Source organism: Streptomyces yokosukanensis (assembly GCF_001514035.1).
Taxonomy (GTDB): Bacteria; Actinomycetota; Actinomycetes; order Streptomycetales; family Streptomycetaceae; genus Streptomyces; species Streptomyces yokosukanensis.
Genome location: NZ_KQ948220.1, coordinates 85,772 through 101,761 on the forward strand (window position 1 = coordinate 85,772; position 15,990 = coordinate 101,761).

Consider the following 15,990-nt stretch of genomic DNA (forward strand, 5'->3'; position numbering starts at 1 on the left):
ACGACGGAGGAGAAGCGCCGGCATGGCCGTCATCCACCACACCACCCTCAAGCCCACGAAGCTGGAGCTGCTCGCCGGCTGGCTGCCCACCCGCCCCTGGTACCGAGGTGGCCCGGACGCGCCCGTGCTGACCAAGTCCGGCGGCTTCCGGCTGGAGGACCCGGCCGGTGAGGTCGGCATCGAGTTCATGGTGGCCACGGACACCTCCACCCCCGAACCGAGCGCCTATCTCGTTCCGTTGACCTACCGCGGCGCTCCGGCGCAGGGAGCGGAGCACGCGCTGGTCGGCACGATGGAGCACGGCGTGCTGGGCAGGCGCTGGGTCTACGACGGCTGCCACGACCCGGTGCTGGTCGCCGAGCTGCTGGCCCTGATCGGGGGGAGGGTCCAGGCGCACGCCCAGAGCATCGACGGCGCGCTCGACCCCGAGGTGGTCCTGTCCTGCACCGGCGGCCCCTTCACCCCGGTCGGCTTCACCCCCGAGCCGGCCGACGACCCGCAGGGCACTCGAGTCCCCACGCCGCACGGCACCGTCCTCCACTTCCACCGGGTCCTCACCCCTGTCCCCGAGAACCCGCCGCCGTGCCCCGAGGGAGCGAGCGGCCATGTGGCACGCGCCTGGCAGGACCCGCGGGGCAACCCGTTGACGGCGGTCCTCGTGACGCTGCGCACCGCCTGACCGGGTACGTTCCCGCGACCGGCCGGGCGCGGCCGACGGCCGCCCACGAACGGGGAGCCCAGGGGCGGACGGTGCGGCAGCCGGAGCCGGGCAACAGCATGCCGTCTGGCATGGTCCGGTCAAATCTGGCACCCTCTCGACAGTCCGGCAGGTCGCGCCCGCCCCCGCGAGGACGCGGCGCACCGTCCGGTTGCAGCGATCGCGCAAGCCCCACCCCGGCCGCCCCGGCTCACCCCAGTCGGCCCACGGCCATCGAGCAGGCCGGGAATCCCGGCCGCCGCAAAGGAGAAGCGTGTGAGATCGACCCCCCACAAGGCCCTCGGCGCCGGTGCCCTCACCGTCGCCGCGGTGGCCGCCCTCGTGCTCCCCGGCACGCCCGCCGCGGCCCGCCCGGCCACGGCACCCGCCGCCTGCACCCCGGTGCAGGTCGTCGGCAACGGCGGCTTCGAGAACGGGACATCGTCCTGGTCGACGTCCTCCTCCACCGTCGTCACCAGCCGCCAGGGCCAGACCGCCCACGGCGGCAGCTCCTACGCCTGGCTCGACGGAGTCGGCAGCACCCACTCCGACACCCTGAGCCAGAGCGTCACCATCCCGGCCGGGTGCGACGCGGCCACCCTCACCTTCTGGCTGCACATCGACACCGCCGAGACGACCTCGTCCACCGCCTACGACAAGCTCACGGCGAAGATCGGCGGCACGACGCTGGCCACCTACTCGAACCTCGACAAGAACACCGGGTACGTACGGAAGTCCATCGACGTCTCGGCGTACGCGGGTCGGACCGTCAGCCTCTCCTTCGCCGGGACCGAGGACTCCAGCCTGCAGACGAGCTTCGTGCTCGACGACATCGCGCTCGACACCTCCGGCGGCACCGCGCCACCGCCGGGCGACTCCACCCGCACCCCGGACGCGCCCTCGTACACCGTGAACCTCAGCAGCGACACCAGCGGCACCGAGTGGACCGGGCACGAGAGCGTGACCTTCACCAACGCCTCCGCCACCGCGCTGAACGAGGTCTACCTCAGGCTGTGGGACAACTACCACGGCACCTGCGACGCCATGCCGATCCGGGTCACGGGCGTCACCGGCGGCACGGCCGAGGCGCCCACCGTGGCCTGCACCGCCCTGAAGGTCGACCTGCCGGCCCCGCTCGCCCAGGGCCAGAGCGCCACCATCGGCTTCGACCTCGGCATCACCGTGCCCAGCGGCGCCGACCGCTTCGGCCACGACGGCGCCTACAGCTTCATCGGCAACGCCCTGCCCGTCCTCGCGGTCCACGACGGTGCCGGCTGGCACCTCGACCCCTACACCAACAACGGCGAGGCGTTCTACTCCCTGGCCGCCGACTTCAAGGTGACCCTCGACCACCCCAGCAGCCTGCTGGTCCCGGCCACCGGCACCTCCACCGACACCCCCGGCTCCAGCGGCCGCACGGTGACGACGGCGACGGCGTCCAAGGTCCGTGACTTCGCCTGGGCCGCCGGCCCCTTCACCAAGATCTCCGGCACCTCCTCCGCCGGAGTCGCGGTGAACGTCTACTCCGTCTCGGGGATCAGCTCCTCCAGCGCCCAGTCCATGCTGAGCACCGCCAAGACCGCGGTGGACGCCCACGCGTCCCGCTTCGGCGCCTATCCCTACGGCGAGCTGGACGCCGTGATCGACGACAACTACTGGTTCGGCGGCATGGAGTACCCGGGCTTCGTCCTGGACGTGGTCAGCACCTCCGCCCTCACCCATGAGATCGGCCACCAGTGGTGGTACGGCATCGTCGGCGACGACGAGTACAACAGCCCCTGGCTGGACGAGGCGTTCACCGACTACGCCACCGACCTGGCCCTCGGCAAGACCGGCGCCAACTGCTGGAGCAGCGTCTCCTGGGCCTCCAGCGGCGAGAAGATCACCAACTCCATGGCCTACTGGGACGCGCACTCCTCCCGCTACTCCACCGTCGTCTACGACTACGGCAAGTGCGCCCTGCACGACCTGCGCCGCGTCCTCGGTGACACCGCCATGGCCAAGGTGATGAAGGACTACGCGACCGCGCACTGGTACGGCGTGTCGACCACGGCCGAGTTCAAGGCCGCCGCCCAGGCCGCCACGAGCACCGACCTCACCTCCTTCTGGACGCAGCACCGCATCGACGGCTGACCCGGGCGGGCCGGCCGGGGAAGGCGCCCGTGGGCGCTGACCCGGCCGGCCCGTACGCCGTCCGGGGCCACCCATACGGACCAAGAACGGCCTGACACGGCCTCGTTGGGCGCAGCCTGGGATGCGGTAGCGCACGACGACGTGTCAGATGGTCTTGTGCGAAGATCACCAACCCTCCAGCGCGGCCGCGCACGCCTGGCTGTCACGGGCGTCCTGACCGGCCTCCTCATCACCCTGTCCAGCCCTGTGGCCCAGCCCGCCTCGCCCCCGCCCGTACCGCGGCGCGGCAGCGCCTACATGGGCATGGGCGTCCTCGCTCACGACGGTCGAGCCGTCGGTGCGGACACGGCCCCGCCCACCCGTGCGAACCAGCTCGAAGGCGTCGACGTCGCCAGCCACCAGGGCAACGTCGGCTGGTCGACGCTGTGGGGCGACGCCATCAAGTGGGCGTACACGAAGGCCACCGAGGGCACGTCCTACACGAACCCCTACTTCACCCAGCAGTACGACGGCTCGTACAAGGTGGGCATGGTCCGCGGCGCGTACCACTTCGCGACCCCGGACGCGTCCAGCGGCTCGGCCCAGGCCGACTACTTCCTGGCGCACGGCGGCGGCTGGACGAAGGACGGCAAGACCCTGCCCGGCGTGCTCGACATCGAGTGGAATCCGTACGGCGACAGCTGCTACGGCAAGTCCAAGAGCGGGATGGTCGACTGGGTCCGGGACTTCCTGAACCGGTACAAGGACCGCACCGGCCGCGACGCGGTCATCTACACGGCGACCAGCTGGTGGACCGACTGCACCGGCAACTACTCCGGTTTCGGCAAGACCAATCCGCTGTGGATCGCCCGCTTCGCGGCGACCGTCGGGACCCTGCCGGCGGGCTGGTCGCTGTACACGATGTGGCAGTACACCTCGTCCGGCAAGGCGGTCGGGGACCACGACCGGTTCAACGGCGTCCAGGACCGGCTGCAGGCCCTGGCCACCGGCTGACCCGCCGCAGGGCACGCCCCGCGGCAGGGAGACGGTCCGGACCGGGACGGCGGCGGTGGCCGACGCCGCGCTGAGACGACGGTCGAGCCTTCCCGGCTCGCCTCAGCCGCAGCGCGGCCGGGCCGGCACGGCGTGGCAGGAGTGCCCGTCGCGACCGGCCGAGCCGTCCTCGTGAGCCTGCGCCAGGGCGCCGGCCGAGATCACGAGGGTGACCAGGACGGCCGTCACGACCTGGCTGACGACGGTCACGACCGCACGGGCGCGGGCCGCGACCAGCGCCGCCGCGAAGGCGAAGGCGGCGACTCCCGCCGCGGCGGTGAGATAGCCCCACAGCGAGTCGGTCTGGGCGGGCTCGGCCGTGTCGAGGCTGACCCCGGACAGGAACCAGAGCCCGAAGTCGACGACCAGCACGGCCAGTTCCAGGAACGCCAGGCCGCATCCGGCTCCGATGTCCGCACCGGTGTCGGCGCGGTCGCGCCGCCGCGGGCCGCCGGTGGCGTCGAACGCGGGTGGCGCGACGGGGAGGTTCATGCCCGTCACCTTGCCGGGCCGGCGGCACGGGAACATGAGTACGGGTACTCAACTCCCTCCCGGCCGGCCCGGCACGCTCCTGCGCAGGAGTGACGGCGCGGGCTCAGCGCACGCCACGGATGGGCAGGATCGCCAGCGCGCCGAGCAGCGACAGCGCACCGCCGAACAGGAACAGCGGCGTGTAGCCGCCGAGCGCGGTGACCACGGCCGAGGCGACGAACGGCGCCACGATCTGCGGGCCCGCGTTGGCGATGTTCAGCACACCCAGATCGCGTGCGGCGTCCTCCGCGCGGGGGAGCACGAGGGTGACGACGGCGGTGTCCACGGCCATGAAGCAGCCGAACGCCAGCCCGTTGAGCGCGCTGAAGACGAGCATGCCCGGCCAGGTCGGCGCGACCACGGGCACCACCATGACCACACCCGCGAGCGCCGCCGAGACACCGACGAACACCTTGCGCCGGTTCCACCGGTCCGACAACAGCCCGCCGACCAGCGTGGAGAGGGCCATCGCCGTCATCGACACCGGCGTGAGGACGGCCATGGCATCCGCCGCCCGCAGCCCTTTCGGCAGCGAGACGTGGTCGTCGAGGATGTAGAGCTGGTAGCCGACCACCGAGAAGTAGCCCAGCACCATCAGGGCGCGGCCGATGAACGCCCAGCGGAAGTCGCGGCTGTTCAGCGCGGACAGGGACGCCGCGACGCGCCGGCGCCAGGGCAGGGCCGGGGCCGGTGCGGCGCCGGCCTCCGTGCGCGGAACGTCCCGGCACAGCGCCGTCAGCAGGACCGCCGCCGCCGCTGCCACCAGCCCCAACGTCAGGTACCCCGCGGAGAGGCGGTCGGTGCATCTGGAGGCGATGAGGACGCCCAGCGTGCCGCCCACCGGCAGGGCGAGACCCACCAGTGCGGAGGCCGTGCCACGGCGGGCCGGCGGGATCCGGTCGGGCACGAGGGCGGTGACGGCCGCCTGGTAGACGTTCATGGTCGCCTGGACCAGGCACCAGGCGATGCCCACCAGCAGCGCCGTACGCACGCTGCCCAGGACGGCGAGACCGGCCAGTGAGGCCAGCGCGCCACCGAGCACCCAGGGGTTGCGGCGCCCCGAACGATCGGACAGCGCGCCGGCGACCGGATTGCAGGCGGTCGCGAACACCGAGCTGACGCCGCCGATCAGACCCAGCACGGCCACCTTGTGGTGCGGGTCGATCGCGGCGATCTGAGTGGGCAGCAGGACGGATCCGACCCCCATGTACACCGCGTACATCGACGCGTTCGCGACGAGCAGCAGTGTCATCAGCCCCCGCTGCCGGGACTCGGGCGCGGCCGGCGCGGTGGCGGACCGGAGATCTTCGGTCGGCAGGGGCATGGCGACTCCTGGGAGGAAGAGATGAGGGGAGGGGGGAGAACGGAGCCGAGTGGGGGAGGGGCCGGTTCCGTGGACTGCGCTACTTACACGAGTAACCAGCGGTGGGGTCCTTGTGTAGCACCCGGTTGCCCGGTTGAACAGAGGTCTGCGTCAGGGGGGACGGTTCGTTGCTGACTCGTGTCACCTGTCGCTCGGCCCGCCGAGGCGAAGGGCGGTCGGTCCGCCCGTCCCCCGGATGGCGGCGATCCCGGGAACCGGGGTGTTGCGACGGCCACGGGAACCTGGGAGTCGCGGGAGGGCGAGCGATGCGGAAGCGGCCGCCACGAGCGCCGAAGCCGCGGGGGCGGCGCGGGCGTGCCGCGGTGGCCGGCGTCCGGGCCCTGAAGACGTACGCGCCGCAGCCGGCCGGGAGAATGCGCGCGGTGGCCCTTCGGCGACCGGCGCGTGGGTGCGCTCTCGGCCGAATGTCTGGTCCCGCAGCGGCGGCGGCGCACGGGCGAGGGTGAGCCCGCCGGAGACGGGCTGTACGCGCGTCCGGCGTCCAGGCGGGGAGGCGGGGAGGCGCGGCGAGTCGGCGAGGTGGCGAGCGGCTGGGTGGAACGCGGACGGACGGCGTCTTCGCCCACGACGACGCGTACGCGGCGCCGCCGGCGCACATGTTCTGGGGTGCGGGCGCCGAGGTCTCGGGCGGCGTCGCCGTCGCCGGGTGCGGCGGCCGGGTGACGGCGGCGTGCGGCGCGCCGAGCCCACGGCGGTCAGGCGGGCGCGGTCGGTGCTGCGGCCGTGGCCCGCGCCGGCGCAAGTCGCGCGAGGGCGGTCGGCGCGACAGTCGCGCTCTGCGTCGGCCGGCCGCCGTCTTTCGACGTGCCTCGCTCAGGCCGTCAGGTGGCCGTGCAGGAACTCCACGCTGTGCGCCACTATGTCGGGCACCTCGGCGGAGCCGAGGAAGATGTGGTCGGCCCCCTCGACGGACCGCAGCGTGACGTCACCGCCCGCGTCCTTCAACGCCCCGGCCAGCGCTTCGCTCTGGCTGTGGGGGACGAGCCGGTCCTCGCGGCCGTGGATCAGCAGGAACGGAGGGGCCCCACTGCCCGCCGCGTAGGTCACGGGACTGGCCGCGCGTGCCCGCTCCCGGCGTTCGCTCTCCGGTCCGCCGAGCAGGGCGTCGAAGGGGTTCGGGTACGGGGACTCGCCCGGCACGGACGGCAGGGGCTGACCGAGGACCGCCTCGATGTCGGACACGCCGTACCAGTCGACGACGGCCCGTACCGAGCTGTCTCCCTCCCGTACGCCCTCCACCCCTTCGAGGCCGGCGCCGTGCGCGTCGGCGCGGACCAGGCCGGCCAGTGCCGCGAGGTGGCCGCCGGCCGACTCGCCCCAGGCGCCGATCCGTTCGGGGTCGATGCCGAGGTCCTCGGCGTGGTGCCGGACGTAGCGGACGGCGGCCTTCACGTCGTGCAGCTGGGCGGGGAACGGCGCCTCCAGGCTGTGCCGGTAGTCCACGCTGACCAGGGCCAGGCCCGCGCCGAGGACGGCTCCGTGCAGCAGTTCCACCGGCACGGTGGGCGGCGGATAGCGCCGGTCGCCCTCCAGCCAGCCGCCGCCGTGGATCCATACGACGGCCGGCACGGGTCCGTCCGCGGGCGGAACGTGGACGTCCAGCAGGCGCGGCCGGTAGCCGGGCGACGTGGCATAGGTCAGCCCGTGGAAGCGCCGCACGCCGTCGGTGCCGGTCTCGGCGGGGGTGGGGGCACGGAACGGGGGCGGCGGCCAGCCCGTGTCGGACCGGGCGGGTTCGGGAGAGGGGGAGGTCATGGCAGGGCCTTCCGTCGTCGGCCGAGGCGGTGGACCGACGGCGCGGAGCCGTCGGTGCAGCGAGATGTTACACGTGTAACTATCGACTGACGAGAGCAATCGCGTGGATGCGCAGGCACTCGGTGTCTGGGCCCTGGCGCTCGGTGTGGGCGTTCTCGGTTCGCTCGCCGAGGACGACCTCGACCGCACCCGCCCGGCCCTGCTGTCCCTGCCCGGCGCGGCCCTCGCCCTGACGGTCGTCCTGGCCGCCCGCGCCCCCCACGTCCACTGGTCCTCCGGCCCCGGCCTGGGCCTGATCGCCATGGTGGCCGGCCTGCTGGCGGCCGGCGCGAGCGGACGGCTCCTGCTCCGGTCGAGCACAGGACCGGGCGAGGCGATGCGGGGCACCGGCTGAACGGCGGCGTACGCCGCGGGTGGCCCCGGCCTGGAGTGATCCGAGCGGTGGCTCCCGTGCCACCGCCGGCCGGGCAGCCGCCGGGCTCGTCGCGCGCCGCCGGCGGTGCTCGCGCCTCCACCGGCCCTGGGGCAGCCCTCCGCGTCCGTCGTGGGCATGGGGCAGTCCCCGGCCGCGTGCCGGCCCGCCGGCGGCGGGCCCCGGTTGGGCCGCGGGCGTGCTGGAGAGGAACTGGTCGAGAGGTCGTCATGAGGCGGGGAGGCGAGCGATGGGCTGGGGCACACGGCGCGCGGATGCGGACGAGGAGTCCCTGGACAGGGCCGAACGGGCCGCGGTGGCACGTGGGTTGGGGCAGCGCTCCCATGCGCAGTGGATGGGCAGCCGGCTCACCGGCCTGGGCTGCGTGTCGCTGATGCCGGCGCTGTTCTGCGGGATCGTCGGTGCGGGCCTGCTGGGCGGCTCGTACGGCGTCGGCGTGAAGGGCTTCGCCGTCTGTCTGCTCGTCCTGGTCGTCGCCCTCCCGGTCGCCGGCTTCCGGATCGAGAGCCGGCTCACCCACCGCGACCGACGGCTCTATGTGTACGAGCGAGGCATCGTCGTGACCGAGGGTCCGGCCCGGACCCATGTCCTGACCTGGCCGGAGGTCAGGCTCACCGAGAAGACCGAGTCCACGACGCACGGGCAGCACAGCCATGGGTCGACGGTCCACTGGCTGTACCTGAAGCGCCCGGACGGCACTCCGCTGACCCGGATCAGCACCAGCAACCCCGCCGGACTCGCGGTAGCCCGAGCGGTGGCCGAGGCGCGCGGCGGAACATGACGGCCGGGGAGTGCCGGGCCGGCGCGTGCCGGCGCTCGACGCGCAGGAGCGTACGACGACGGCGGCGCCGCCTCCTTGGGACGAGGAGACGACGCCGCCCTTCTTCACACGCCCCGTGGCGTCAGACCAGCCACCCGATGAAGTGGACGAGTCCGGCGAGGATGTCGGTGAGGACGTTCATGGTCGTACTGCTCCTTGCGGTGTGTCTTTGAGTGGGACCTGTGCGTCGACCACGGTCTGCAGCCCGTCGCTCGCACACCGTAAGTATGGTCCCGTCACTCCCGTCCCGTCGCTCTTCCGGGCGACGATCACCTGTTCCAGGGAACAACTGATCCCCTGTTCGGATATCCGTCAATTCCCGTATGGGGCAGGGGAATTGAGGTGGACGCGGGGACCTGTCGGTCCGTCGGACCGTCAACCCGTCATGGCGGCACCGCGCGCAGGGTCCGTAGCACCGCCCAGACGACCGAGACCAGCGGCACGGCGACCACGGCGCCGATCACCCCCGCGATGATGCTGCCCGCGATCACCGAGATCGCGACGACGAGCGGATGCAGCCGCACCGCCCAGCTCATCACCAGCGGATGCAGCACATGGCCCTCCAGCTGGCCGATCACGACGATCAACGCCAGCACGGCCAGCGCCGTGATCGGTCCGCGTCCGGCCAGTGCCACGACCGTGGCGACGCCGAGCGCGACCGGCGAGCCCACCAGCGGCACGAACGCGGCGAAGAACTCCAGCAGCGTCAGCGGCAGCGCGAGCGGCACCCGCAGCAGGAGCAGGGCGACACCGACGAGCACGGCATTGGTGGCGGCCACGATGATGATGCCGCGCGTGTACCCGGCGAAGGCTCGCCAGGCCGCCCGCCCCGCGCGGTCCCACGCCGTACGGGCGCCGCTCGGCAACAGGTTGTCGCGGATCCAGGCCCACAGGCGCTCGCCGGAGTGGATGAAGAACACCGAGGAGAACAGCGCGAGCGCGGCCCCGGTGGCCACCTCCACGACCCGGCCCAGCCCGCTGACGGCGCGGCTGAGCAGGCTGGACCGGTGCGTGGAGAGGTAGTGCGTCACCTGGTTCTCCAGCTCGGACAGCCGGCCCGGACTCAGCCGGAACGGTGGTCGCCGCAGCCACTCCTCGATGCGGTGCACCCCGCCGCGGAACTCGCCCGCCAGCCGGGTCGACTCGCCGGCCACCGCGTTGCCCATCAGGGCGAGCAGAGCGGACAGGAGCAGCAGACTGCCGACGAGTGCCACGGCGACGGACAGCGGTCGCGGCAGGACGCGGCTGAGCAGGTCGGTCAGCGGGCGCAGTACGGAGGTGACGACGAGCGCGAGGAAGAGCGCCACGGCGATGAGCTGGAAGCTGCCGAGGACGCTGAAGGCGCCGTATACGACGATCCCGACGAGGATGAGCCGCCAGGAGTAGGCGGCTCCCGCGCGCAGCCAGGGCACCGTCGGTTCGACCACGGACGCCGGCACCGGCTTGGGGCGCGGGGCGGCCGTGCGCCGTACCGCGTACGCCGCCCGGCCGCCCGGCACCCGACCCCGGCGGCGTCCGCCGCCCGGCCCGGCCGCCCGCCGGCCCGCATCGCCCACCACCGCGTACAGCTCCTCTCCGTCACCCCTGATGACGGTCGGTCACATGGAAGAACCGTAAGCGCATGCCGCACCCGGGGCGCGCGGAGCGCGTCCGCCCCCGGCTTCCCACGGACGGCGACGTTTCGTCGGTGCGCGATCCGGACGGAGGACACGGCCGCACGGCGGCGGCCGAAACCGCGCGGCGGTGCTTCACGCCACCCCGGTCAGGGACGACCATGCCATGTCATGAACATTTTGCTCGTCGCCAGTGCGTTCAACAGCCTCACCCAGCGCGTGTACGCCGAACTGTCCGACCTCGGGCACCGCGTGGACGTCGTACTCGCCTCGCAGGGCGACGACCAGGTCCGGGCCGCCGCGCACGAGCTGCGTCCGGAACTGGTCGTCGCGCCGATGCTCAGGACGGCCCTGCCCGAGGACGTGTGGCGCGAACACACCTGCCTGATCGTGCATCCGGGGCCGCCCGGCGACCGTGGCCCGTCCTCTCTGGACTGGGCCGTCGCCGAGCGGGCCGCGCAGTGGGGCGTGACGGTCCTGCAGGCGGAGGCGGCGATGGACGCGGGCGCGGTCTGGGCGGCGGAGCCGTTCCCCGTGACGCCCGTCGGCAAGAGCGACCTGTACCGGGGCGAGGTCTCCGACGCCGCCGTCACCGCCGTGCGCACCGCCGTACGCCGCTACGCCGAAGGCGCCTACAAGCCCCGGCCGCAGACCGACGCGTCGATCAGCGTGGTCTGGCGCGACGTCTTCCGGCAGGAGCGCCGGCGCATCGACTGGGAGCGGGACGACACCGAAACGGTCCTGCGCAAGCTCCGCGGCGCCGACTCGCAGCCGGGCGTCCGCGACGAACTCCTCGGCCGGGAGGTGTTCCTGCACGGCGGCCACCCCGAGGACCTGCTGCGCGGCCGTCCCGGCGACCTCCTCGCCCGGCGGGCGGGCGGCGTGTGCCGGGCCACCCGCGACGGCGCCGTCTGGATCCCGGAACTGCGCCCCCGCAAGAACTCCGGCGACCCCGCCCCCTTCCGCCGCCCGGCCGCCTCGGTGCTCGCCGCCTGGGAACCCGGTCTGCGACTCCCGGAGTCCGATGCCCCGTTGGAGCTGCCGCCCGAGCGCCGCACCTGGACCGACATCCGCTACCGGCAGCGCGGTGACGTCGGCTTCCTCGCCTTCTCCTTCCCCGGCGGAGCCATGAGCACCGATCAGTGCCGCCGACTGCTCGCCGCGTACCGGTTCGCGCTCTCCCGCCCCACCCGCGTCCTCGTGCTCGGCGGAGCCCGCGGCTTCTTCTCCAACGGCATCCACCTGAACGTCGTCGAGGCGGCCCCCGACCCGGCCGAGGAGTCCTGGACCAACCTCCTCGCCATGGACGACCTGGTCGAGGCGGTCCTGCGCACCACCGACCGGCTGGTCGTGGCCGCGCTCGCCGGCAACGCGGCGGCCGGCGGCGTCATGCTGGCCCTCGCCGCCGACGAGGTGTGGTGCCGCACCGGAGCCGTCCTCAACCCGCACTACCGGCGCATGGGCCTGTACGGCTCGGAGTTCTGGACGTACAGCCTGCCCCGCCGCGTCGGACCCGAGCACGCTCGGCGGCTGACCACCGAGGCCCTGCCCGTCAGCGCCGCGTCCGCCGAACGGACGGGCCTGGTGGACCGGCTCGTCGCAGCCGCTCCCGGCGACTTCGCCCCCGAGGTCGAGCGCCTCGCGGCCGGACTCGCCGCCGCCCCCGGCCTCGACCTGCGGATCGCCGACAAGGCCGCGGCCCGCGCCGCCGACGAACGCGAACGCCCCCTCGCCGCCCACCGCGAGGCCGAACTGGCCCGCATGCACGCCATCTTCTTCGACCCCGGGGCCCCCTACCACGCCCTGCGCTCGGCGTTCGTGCGCAAGACACCGTCCGGCTCGCCCCGGCCCCTGAGCGCACCGGCGGGAGACGCCCGATGACGCCGCGCCTGCTCGTGGCGGGCATCGGCAACATCTTCCTCGCCGACGACGCCTTCGGCCCCGAAGTGATCCGCGCCCTCGACGAGCGCCCGCTGCCGCCCGAGGTGCGCGTGCGCGACTACGGCATCCGGGGCATGGACCTCGCCTACGACCTGCTCGACGGGTACGCCACCGCCGTCCTGGTCGACACCGCCCGCCGCGGCCACCACCCCGGCACCCTCTGCCTGATCGAGGCCGAACCGCCGGACGGCACCGTCGTGCCCGAGGCCCACGGCATGGACCCGGCCAAGGTGCTGGCGCTGGCCACCCACCTCGGCGACGAGCCCCTGCCCCGCGTCCTCGTCCTCGCCTGCGAGCCCGAGGTGCTGCCGGCCGCCGACGAGGACCTCCTGCCGGGACTCACCGCGCCGGTGCGGGAAGCCGTCGGCCGGGCCGTGGACGCCCTGCACACACTCGTCCCGGCGCTGCTCGCCGACCCCGCCGCGCCCGCACCCCCGTTGGGCCACCCGATGGAATCCGGGCCCCGGCACCCGGCTGCGCTGCCCCGCACGGCGGGCGGCTGAGCGGAAGATCGGTGAGGCCCGGCCCGCACGGACGCGACCCGGGCCTCAACCGCCGCATCCGAGGAGCAGCGCCCATGTGCCGGTCCGACGTCAAGCAGGCCGTTCTGGCCAAGAACGACGACCTGGCCGCGGAGCTGCGCGGCGACCTCGCCCGGCAGGGCGTGACCGTCGTCAACCTGCTGTCCAGCCCCGGCAGCGGCAAGACCGAGCTCCTCGGCCGGGTCCTGGCCCGCGCGATGGAGCAGGGCGTCGCGGTGGCCGCGCTGACCGCCGACCTGGCCACCGAGAACGACGCCGTACGGCTGGCCCGCTCCGGCGCCCCCGTCCAGCAGGTGCTCACCGACGGGCTGTGCCATCTGGAGGCCCGTCAGGTCCGCACCCGGCTGACCGGCTGGCTGCCGGCCGACACCTCGGTGCTCTTCGTGGAGAACGTCGGCAATCTCGTCTGCCCGGCCGCCTACGACCTCGGCGAGACCCTGCGGATCGTGCTCATGGCGGTCACCGAGGGCGAGGACAAACCGCTGAAGTACCCGACCGCGTTCGGCTCCGCCCACCTGGTCGTGATCACCAAGACGGACCTCGCCGAACCGGCCGGCTTCGACGAGACCGCCTTCCGGACGAACGTGCACCGGGTCAATCCGGACGTGGAGATCGTACGGTCCTGCGCCCGCACCGGCACCGGTGTCGACACCCTCCTGGACCGCGCCCTCGCCGCCGGCGCCGGCCCCCTGCACCGGCCGCCGCTCGCGCCGCGTCCGCACGGCCATCACCACTCCGCTGCCGCTCCCGCCGTATGACCGCCCCCGCCACCGGCCCCGTGCGCCGTCGGCTCACCGTGCGCGGAACCGTGCAGGGCGTGGGCTTCCGGCCGTACGTGCACCGTCTCGCCGCCGGGCTGGGCCTGGCCGGGTTCGTCGGCAACACCGGCGACGGCGTGATCGTCGAGGTCGAGGGACCGGCGGACGAGGTCGACCGCTTCTGCGCCACCGTGGCCGAGGAGCCGCCGCCGCTGGCCACCGTGAGCGGCATCGCCGGCGAGGACCTGCCCACCACCGGCGACACCGGGCCCTTCGCGATCCGCTCCACCCAGCGGGCCGGCGGCCGCACCCAGTTGCCGCCCGACACCGCGACCTGCGCCGACTGCCTGCGCGAACTGGCCGATCCGGCCGACCGCCGGCACCGGCACCCGTTCATCACCTGCACCCACTGCGGCCCCCGCTTCACCATCGCCACCGGGATGCCGTACGACCGCGCCGTCACCACCATGGCCGGCTTCCCGATGTGTCCGTCCTGCGCGCGCGAGTACGGCGAGCCCGCCGACCGGCGCTTCCACGCCCAGCCCGTCGCCTGCGCCGACTGCGGGCCCCGGCTCACCCTCACCGCGGCCCTGGGCGGCCTTCGCCCGGCGCGGGACGCGAACGCCCTCGCCACGGGCCGGGCGCTGCTGGCCGCCGGCCGGATCGTCGCCGTCAAGGGCGTCGGCGGCTACCACCTGGCCTGCGACGCCACCGACGAGCGGGCCGTGGCCACGCTGCGCGGCCGCAAGGAACGCGGCGGCAAGGCCTTCGCGGTGATGTGCGCGGATCTGGCCACCGCGGAGCGGCTCGCCGTCCTCTCCGCCGCCGAACGGAGCGCGCTGACCGGCCCCCGGCGCCCCGTCGTCCTGCTTCGCCGGCGCACCCCGGCGGACGGCCTGCGCCTGGCCGACCAGGTCTGCCCGGGCAGCCCGTACGTGGGGGTGATGCTGCCCTACACCCCCGTCCACACCCTGCTGTTCGGGCTGCCCGGCGATCCGCCCGGCCCCCGGGTGCTGGTGATGACGAGCGGCAACCGCTCCGGCGAGCCCATCGTCACCGACGACGCCGAGGCGCTGACCCGGCTGGCCGGACTGGCCGACGCCTGGCTCGCCCACGACCGGCCCATCGCCTCGCCGTGCGACGACTCCCTCCTGCGGGTCCGTCCGGACGGCACCGAACAGGTCCTCAGGCGCTCGCGCGGCTATGTGCCGCGTCCGCTGCGCCTTCCGGTTCCGGTCCGCGCCACCCTCGCGGTCGGCGGCGACCTGAAGAACGCGCTGTGCCTGGGCGAGGGCGACCACGCCTGGCTCGGGCCGCACATCGGCGACATGGGAGACCTGGCGACCCTTGAGGCCGCGGAACGGGCCGAGCGGCACCTGATCCGCCTGACCGGAGTCGTCCCGGCCCGCGTCGCCGCCGACCGGCACCCCGGCTACCACTCGACGCGCCGGGCCCGCCACCGCTCCCGCCGACTCGGCTGCCCGGCACCGACGTCGGTCCAGCACCACCATGCCCACATCGCCTCCGCGATGGCCGAGCACGGCCTCGACGGCACCACCCCGGTGATCGGCGTCGCCTTCGACGGCACCGGATTCGGCGACGACGCCACCGTGTGGGGCGGCGAGATCCTGCTCGCCGACTACACCGGCTACCGGCGCTTCTCCCACCTCGCCCCCGCCCCGCTGCCCGGCGCGGACGCCGGAGTGGCCAACCCCTGCCGGCTGGCGCTGGCCCGCCTGTGGGCGGCCGGGCTGCCGTGGGAGCCGGATCTGCCGAGCTTCCTCGCGTGCACGCAGACGGAACGCGCCGTGCTGCACCGCCAGTTGACCCAGGACGTGGCCTGCGTCCCGACCTCCAGCATGGGACGCCTCTTCGACGCCGTGTCGTCCCTGGCCGGGGTCTGCCACCGCGCCGGGTACGAGGCACAGGCCGCGATGGAACTGGAGGCGGCGGCGCTGGAGGCCAGGGACGCGGACGCCGTGGCGTACCCCTTCGACCTGACCGGCGCGGGCCCTTTGCGCTGCGACCCCGCGGCGATGCTGAGCGCCCTGCTCGCGGACCGGCGGCGCGGCACCCCCGCACCGGTCCTGGCGGCCCGCTTCCACCGGGGCGTCGCGCGGGCCGTCGCCGAGATCTGCCGGCGCGCCCGCGCGGAGACCGGTCTGACCGTCGTCGCCCTCTCCGGAGGTGTCTTCGCCAACGCCCTGCTGGAGGAGGAGACCACGACGCTGCTCACCGGCTCGGGGTTCGCGGTCCTCCGCCACCGTGAAGTCCCCCCGAACGACGGTGGACTGGCGCTCGGCCAGCTCATGGTCGCGGGAACAGCGAACCATCACGAGACGGAGTGACCC

13 protein-coding genes are annotated in these 15,990 nt (G+C 73.9%); 9 read left to right on the forward strand and 4 right to left on the reverse strand.

Annotated features, from left to right (window positions below):
* The first annotated feature begins 22 nt into the window (after positions 1-22).
* The 3 genes from AQI95_RS32380 to AQI95_RS32390 all read left to right on the forward strand — a co-directional run bounded on the left by AQI95_RS32380 (position 23) and on the right by AQI95_RS32390 (position 3,823).
* Positions 23-679, forward strand: a complete 657-nt coding sequence (locus AQI95_RS32380; protein ID WP_067132103.1) for a maltokinase N-terminal cap-like domain-containing protein — start codon at positions 23-25, stop codon at positions 677-679.
* Between the two features lie 294 nt (positions 680-973).
* The gene (locus tag AQI95_RS32385; protein ID WP_067132107.1) at positions 974-2,830 is read left to right on the forward strand and encodes a M1 family aminopeptidase; all 1,857 of its coding nucleotides are present in this window, start codon (positions 974-976) and stop codon (positions 2,828-2,830) included.
* A 156-nt stretch (positions 2,831-2,986) separates the two neighbouring features.
* Positions 2,987-3,823, forward strand: coding sequence for a lysozyme (locus tag AQI95_RS32390; RefSeq protein WP_067132109.1), 837 nt, complete (start codon positions 2,987-2,989; stop codon positions 3,821-3,823).
* 102 nt (positions 3,824-3,925) lie between these two features.
* Here the strand turns inward: AQI95_RS32390 and AQI95_RS32395 are convergent, their stop codons facing one another.
* The 3 genes from AQI95_RS32395 to AQI95_RS32405 form a co-directional block, all read right to left on the reverse strand.
* Complete coding sequence (locus AQI95_RS32395; protein WP_067132439.1) at positions 3,926-4,354, reverse strand: DUF6234 family protein; 429 nt, start codon at positions 4,352-4,354, stop codon at positions 3,926-3,928.
* 103 nt (positions 4,355-4,457) lie between these two features.
* Positions 4,458-5,717 carry an MFS transporter gene (locus AQI95_RS32400; RefSeq protein WP_067132112.1) on the reverse strand — a complete coding sequence of 420 codons (1,260 nt, stop codon included), beginning with the start codon at positions 5,715-5,717 and terminating at the stop codon, positions 4,458-4,460.
* Positions 5,718-6,590: 873 nt separating this feature from the next.
* Positions 6,591-7,532, reverse strand: coding sequence for an alpha/beta hydrolase (locus tag AQI95_RS32405; protein ID WP_067132115.1), 942 nt, complete (start codon positions 7,530-7,532; stop codon positions 6,591-6,593).
* A gap of 103 nt (positions 7,533-7,635) precedes the next feature.
* Here AQI95_RS32405 and AQI95_RS32410 point away from each other — a divergent pair, with 103 nt between their 5' ends.
* Both AQI95_RS32410 and AQI95_RS32415 read left to right on the forward strand, forming a co-directional pair.
* Positions 7,636-7,926, forward strand: coding sequence for a hypothetical protein (locus tag AQI95_RS32410; RefSeq protein WP_067132118.1), 291 nt, complete (start codon positions 7,636-7,638; stop codon positions 7,924-7,926).
* 268 nt (positions 7,927-8,194) lie between these two features.
* On the forward strand, positions 8,195-8,746 hold the full coding sequence (locus tag AQI95_RS32415) for a hypothetical protein (protein WP_067132121.1): 552 nt from the start codon (positions 8,195-8,197) through the stop codon (positions 8,744-8,746).
* A gap of 422 nt (positions 8,747-9,168) precedes the next feature.
* Here the strand turns inward: AQI95_RS32415 and AQI95_RS32420 are convergent, their stop codons facing one another.
* Positions 9,169-10,341 (reverse strand): AI-2E family transporter, encoded by a 1,173-nt coding sequence (locus tag AQI95_RS32420; RefSeq protein WP_208614325.1) that lies wholly within the window; start codon positions 10,339-10,341, stop codon positions 9,169-9,171.
* Positions 10,342-10,569: 228 nt separating this feature from the next.
* Here AQI95_RS32420 and AQI95_RS32425 point away from each other — a divergent pair, with 228 nt between their 5' ends.
* From AQI95_RS32425 to hypF, 4 genes are all read left to right on the forward strand, one after another.
* Positions 10,570-12,279, forward strand: a complete 1,710-nt coding sequence (locus AQI95_RS32425) for a hydrogenase maturation protein (protein ID WP_067132126.1) — start codon at positions 10,570-10,572, stop codon at positions 12,277-12,279.
* Positions 12,276-12,842 (forward strand): hydrogenase maturation protease, encoded by a 567-nt coding sequence (locus AQI95_RS32430; protein ID WP_067132129.1) that lies wholly within the window; start codon positions 12,276-12,278, stop codon positions 12,840-12,842. Before AQI95_RS32425 ends, AQI95_RS32430 begins: the two co-directional genes overlap by 4 nt.
* 74 nt (positions 12,843-12,916) lie before the next feature.
* Entirely contained in the window at positions 12,917-13,639 is a 723-nt protein-coding gene (gene hypB / locus AQI95_RS32435) for a hydrogenase nickel incorporation protein HypB (protein ID WP_067132132.1), read from the forward strand.
* Positions 13,636-15,987 (forward strand): carbamoyltransferase HypF, encoded by a 2,352-nt coding sequence (gene hypF / locus AQI95_RS32440; protein WP_067132135.1) that lies wholly within the window; start codon positions 13,636-13,638, stop codon positions 15,985-15,987. The genes hypB and hypF overlap by 4 nt, the downstream gene beginning before the upstream one ends.
* The last annotated feature ends 3 nt before the right edge of the window (positions 15,988-15,990 follow it).

Coding starts and splice junctions, on each gene's coding strand:
- AQI95_RS32380 (WP_067132103.1), top strand. CDS start 23: ATGGCCGTCATCCACCACACCACCCTCAAGCCCACGAAGCTGGAGCTG.
- AQI95_RS32395 (WP_067132439.1), bottom strand. CDS start 4,354: ATGAACCTCCCCGTCGCGCCACCCGCGTTCGACGCCACCGGCGGCCCG.
- AQI95_RS32400 (WP_067132112.1), bottom strand. CDS start 5,717: ATGCCCCTGCCGACCGAAGATCTCCGGTCCGCCACCGCGCCGGCCGCG.
- AQI95_RS32405 (WP_067132115.1), bottom strand. CDS start 7,532: ATGACCTCCCCCTCTCCCGAACCCGCCCGGTCCGACACGGGCTGGCCG.
- AQI95_RS32415 (WP_067132121.1), top strand. CDS start 8,195: ATGGGCTGGGGCACACGGCGCGCGGATGCGGACGAGGAGTCCCTGGAC.
- AQI95_RS32425 (WP_067132126.1), top strand. CDS start 10,570: ATGAACATTTTGCTCGTCGCCAGTGCGTTCAACAGCCTCACCCAGCGC.
- AQI95_RS32430 (WP_067132129.1), top strand. CDS start 12,276: ATGACGCCGCGCCTGCTCGTGGCGGGCATCGGCAACATCTTCCTCGCC.
- hypB (WP_067132132.1), top strand. CDS start 12,917: ATGTGCCGGTCCGACGTCAAGCAGGCCGTTCTGGCCAAGAACGACGAC.
- hypF (WP_067132135.1), top strand. CDS start 13,636: ATGACCGCCCCCGCCACCGGCCCCGTGCGCCGTCGGCTCACCGTGCGC.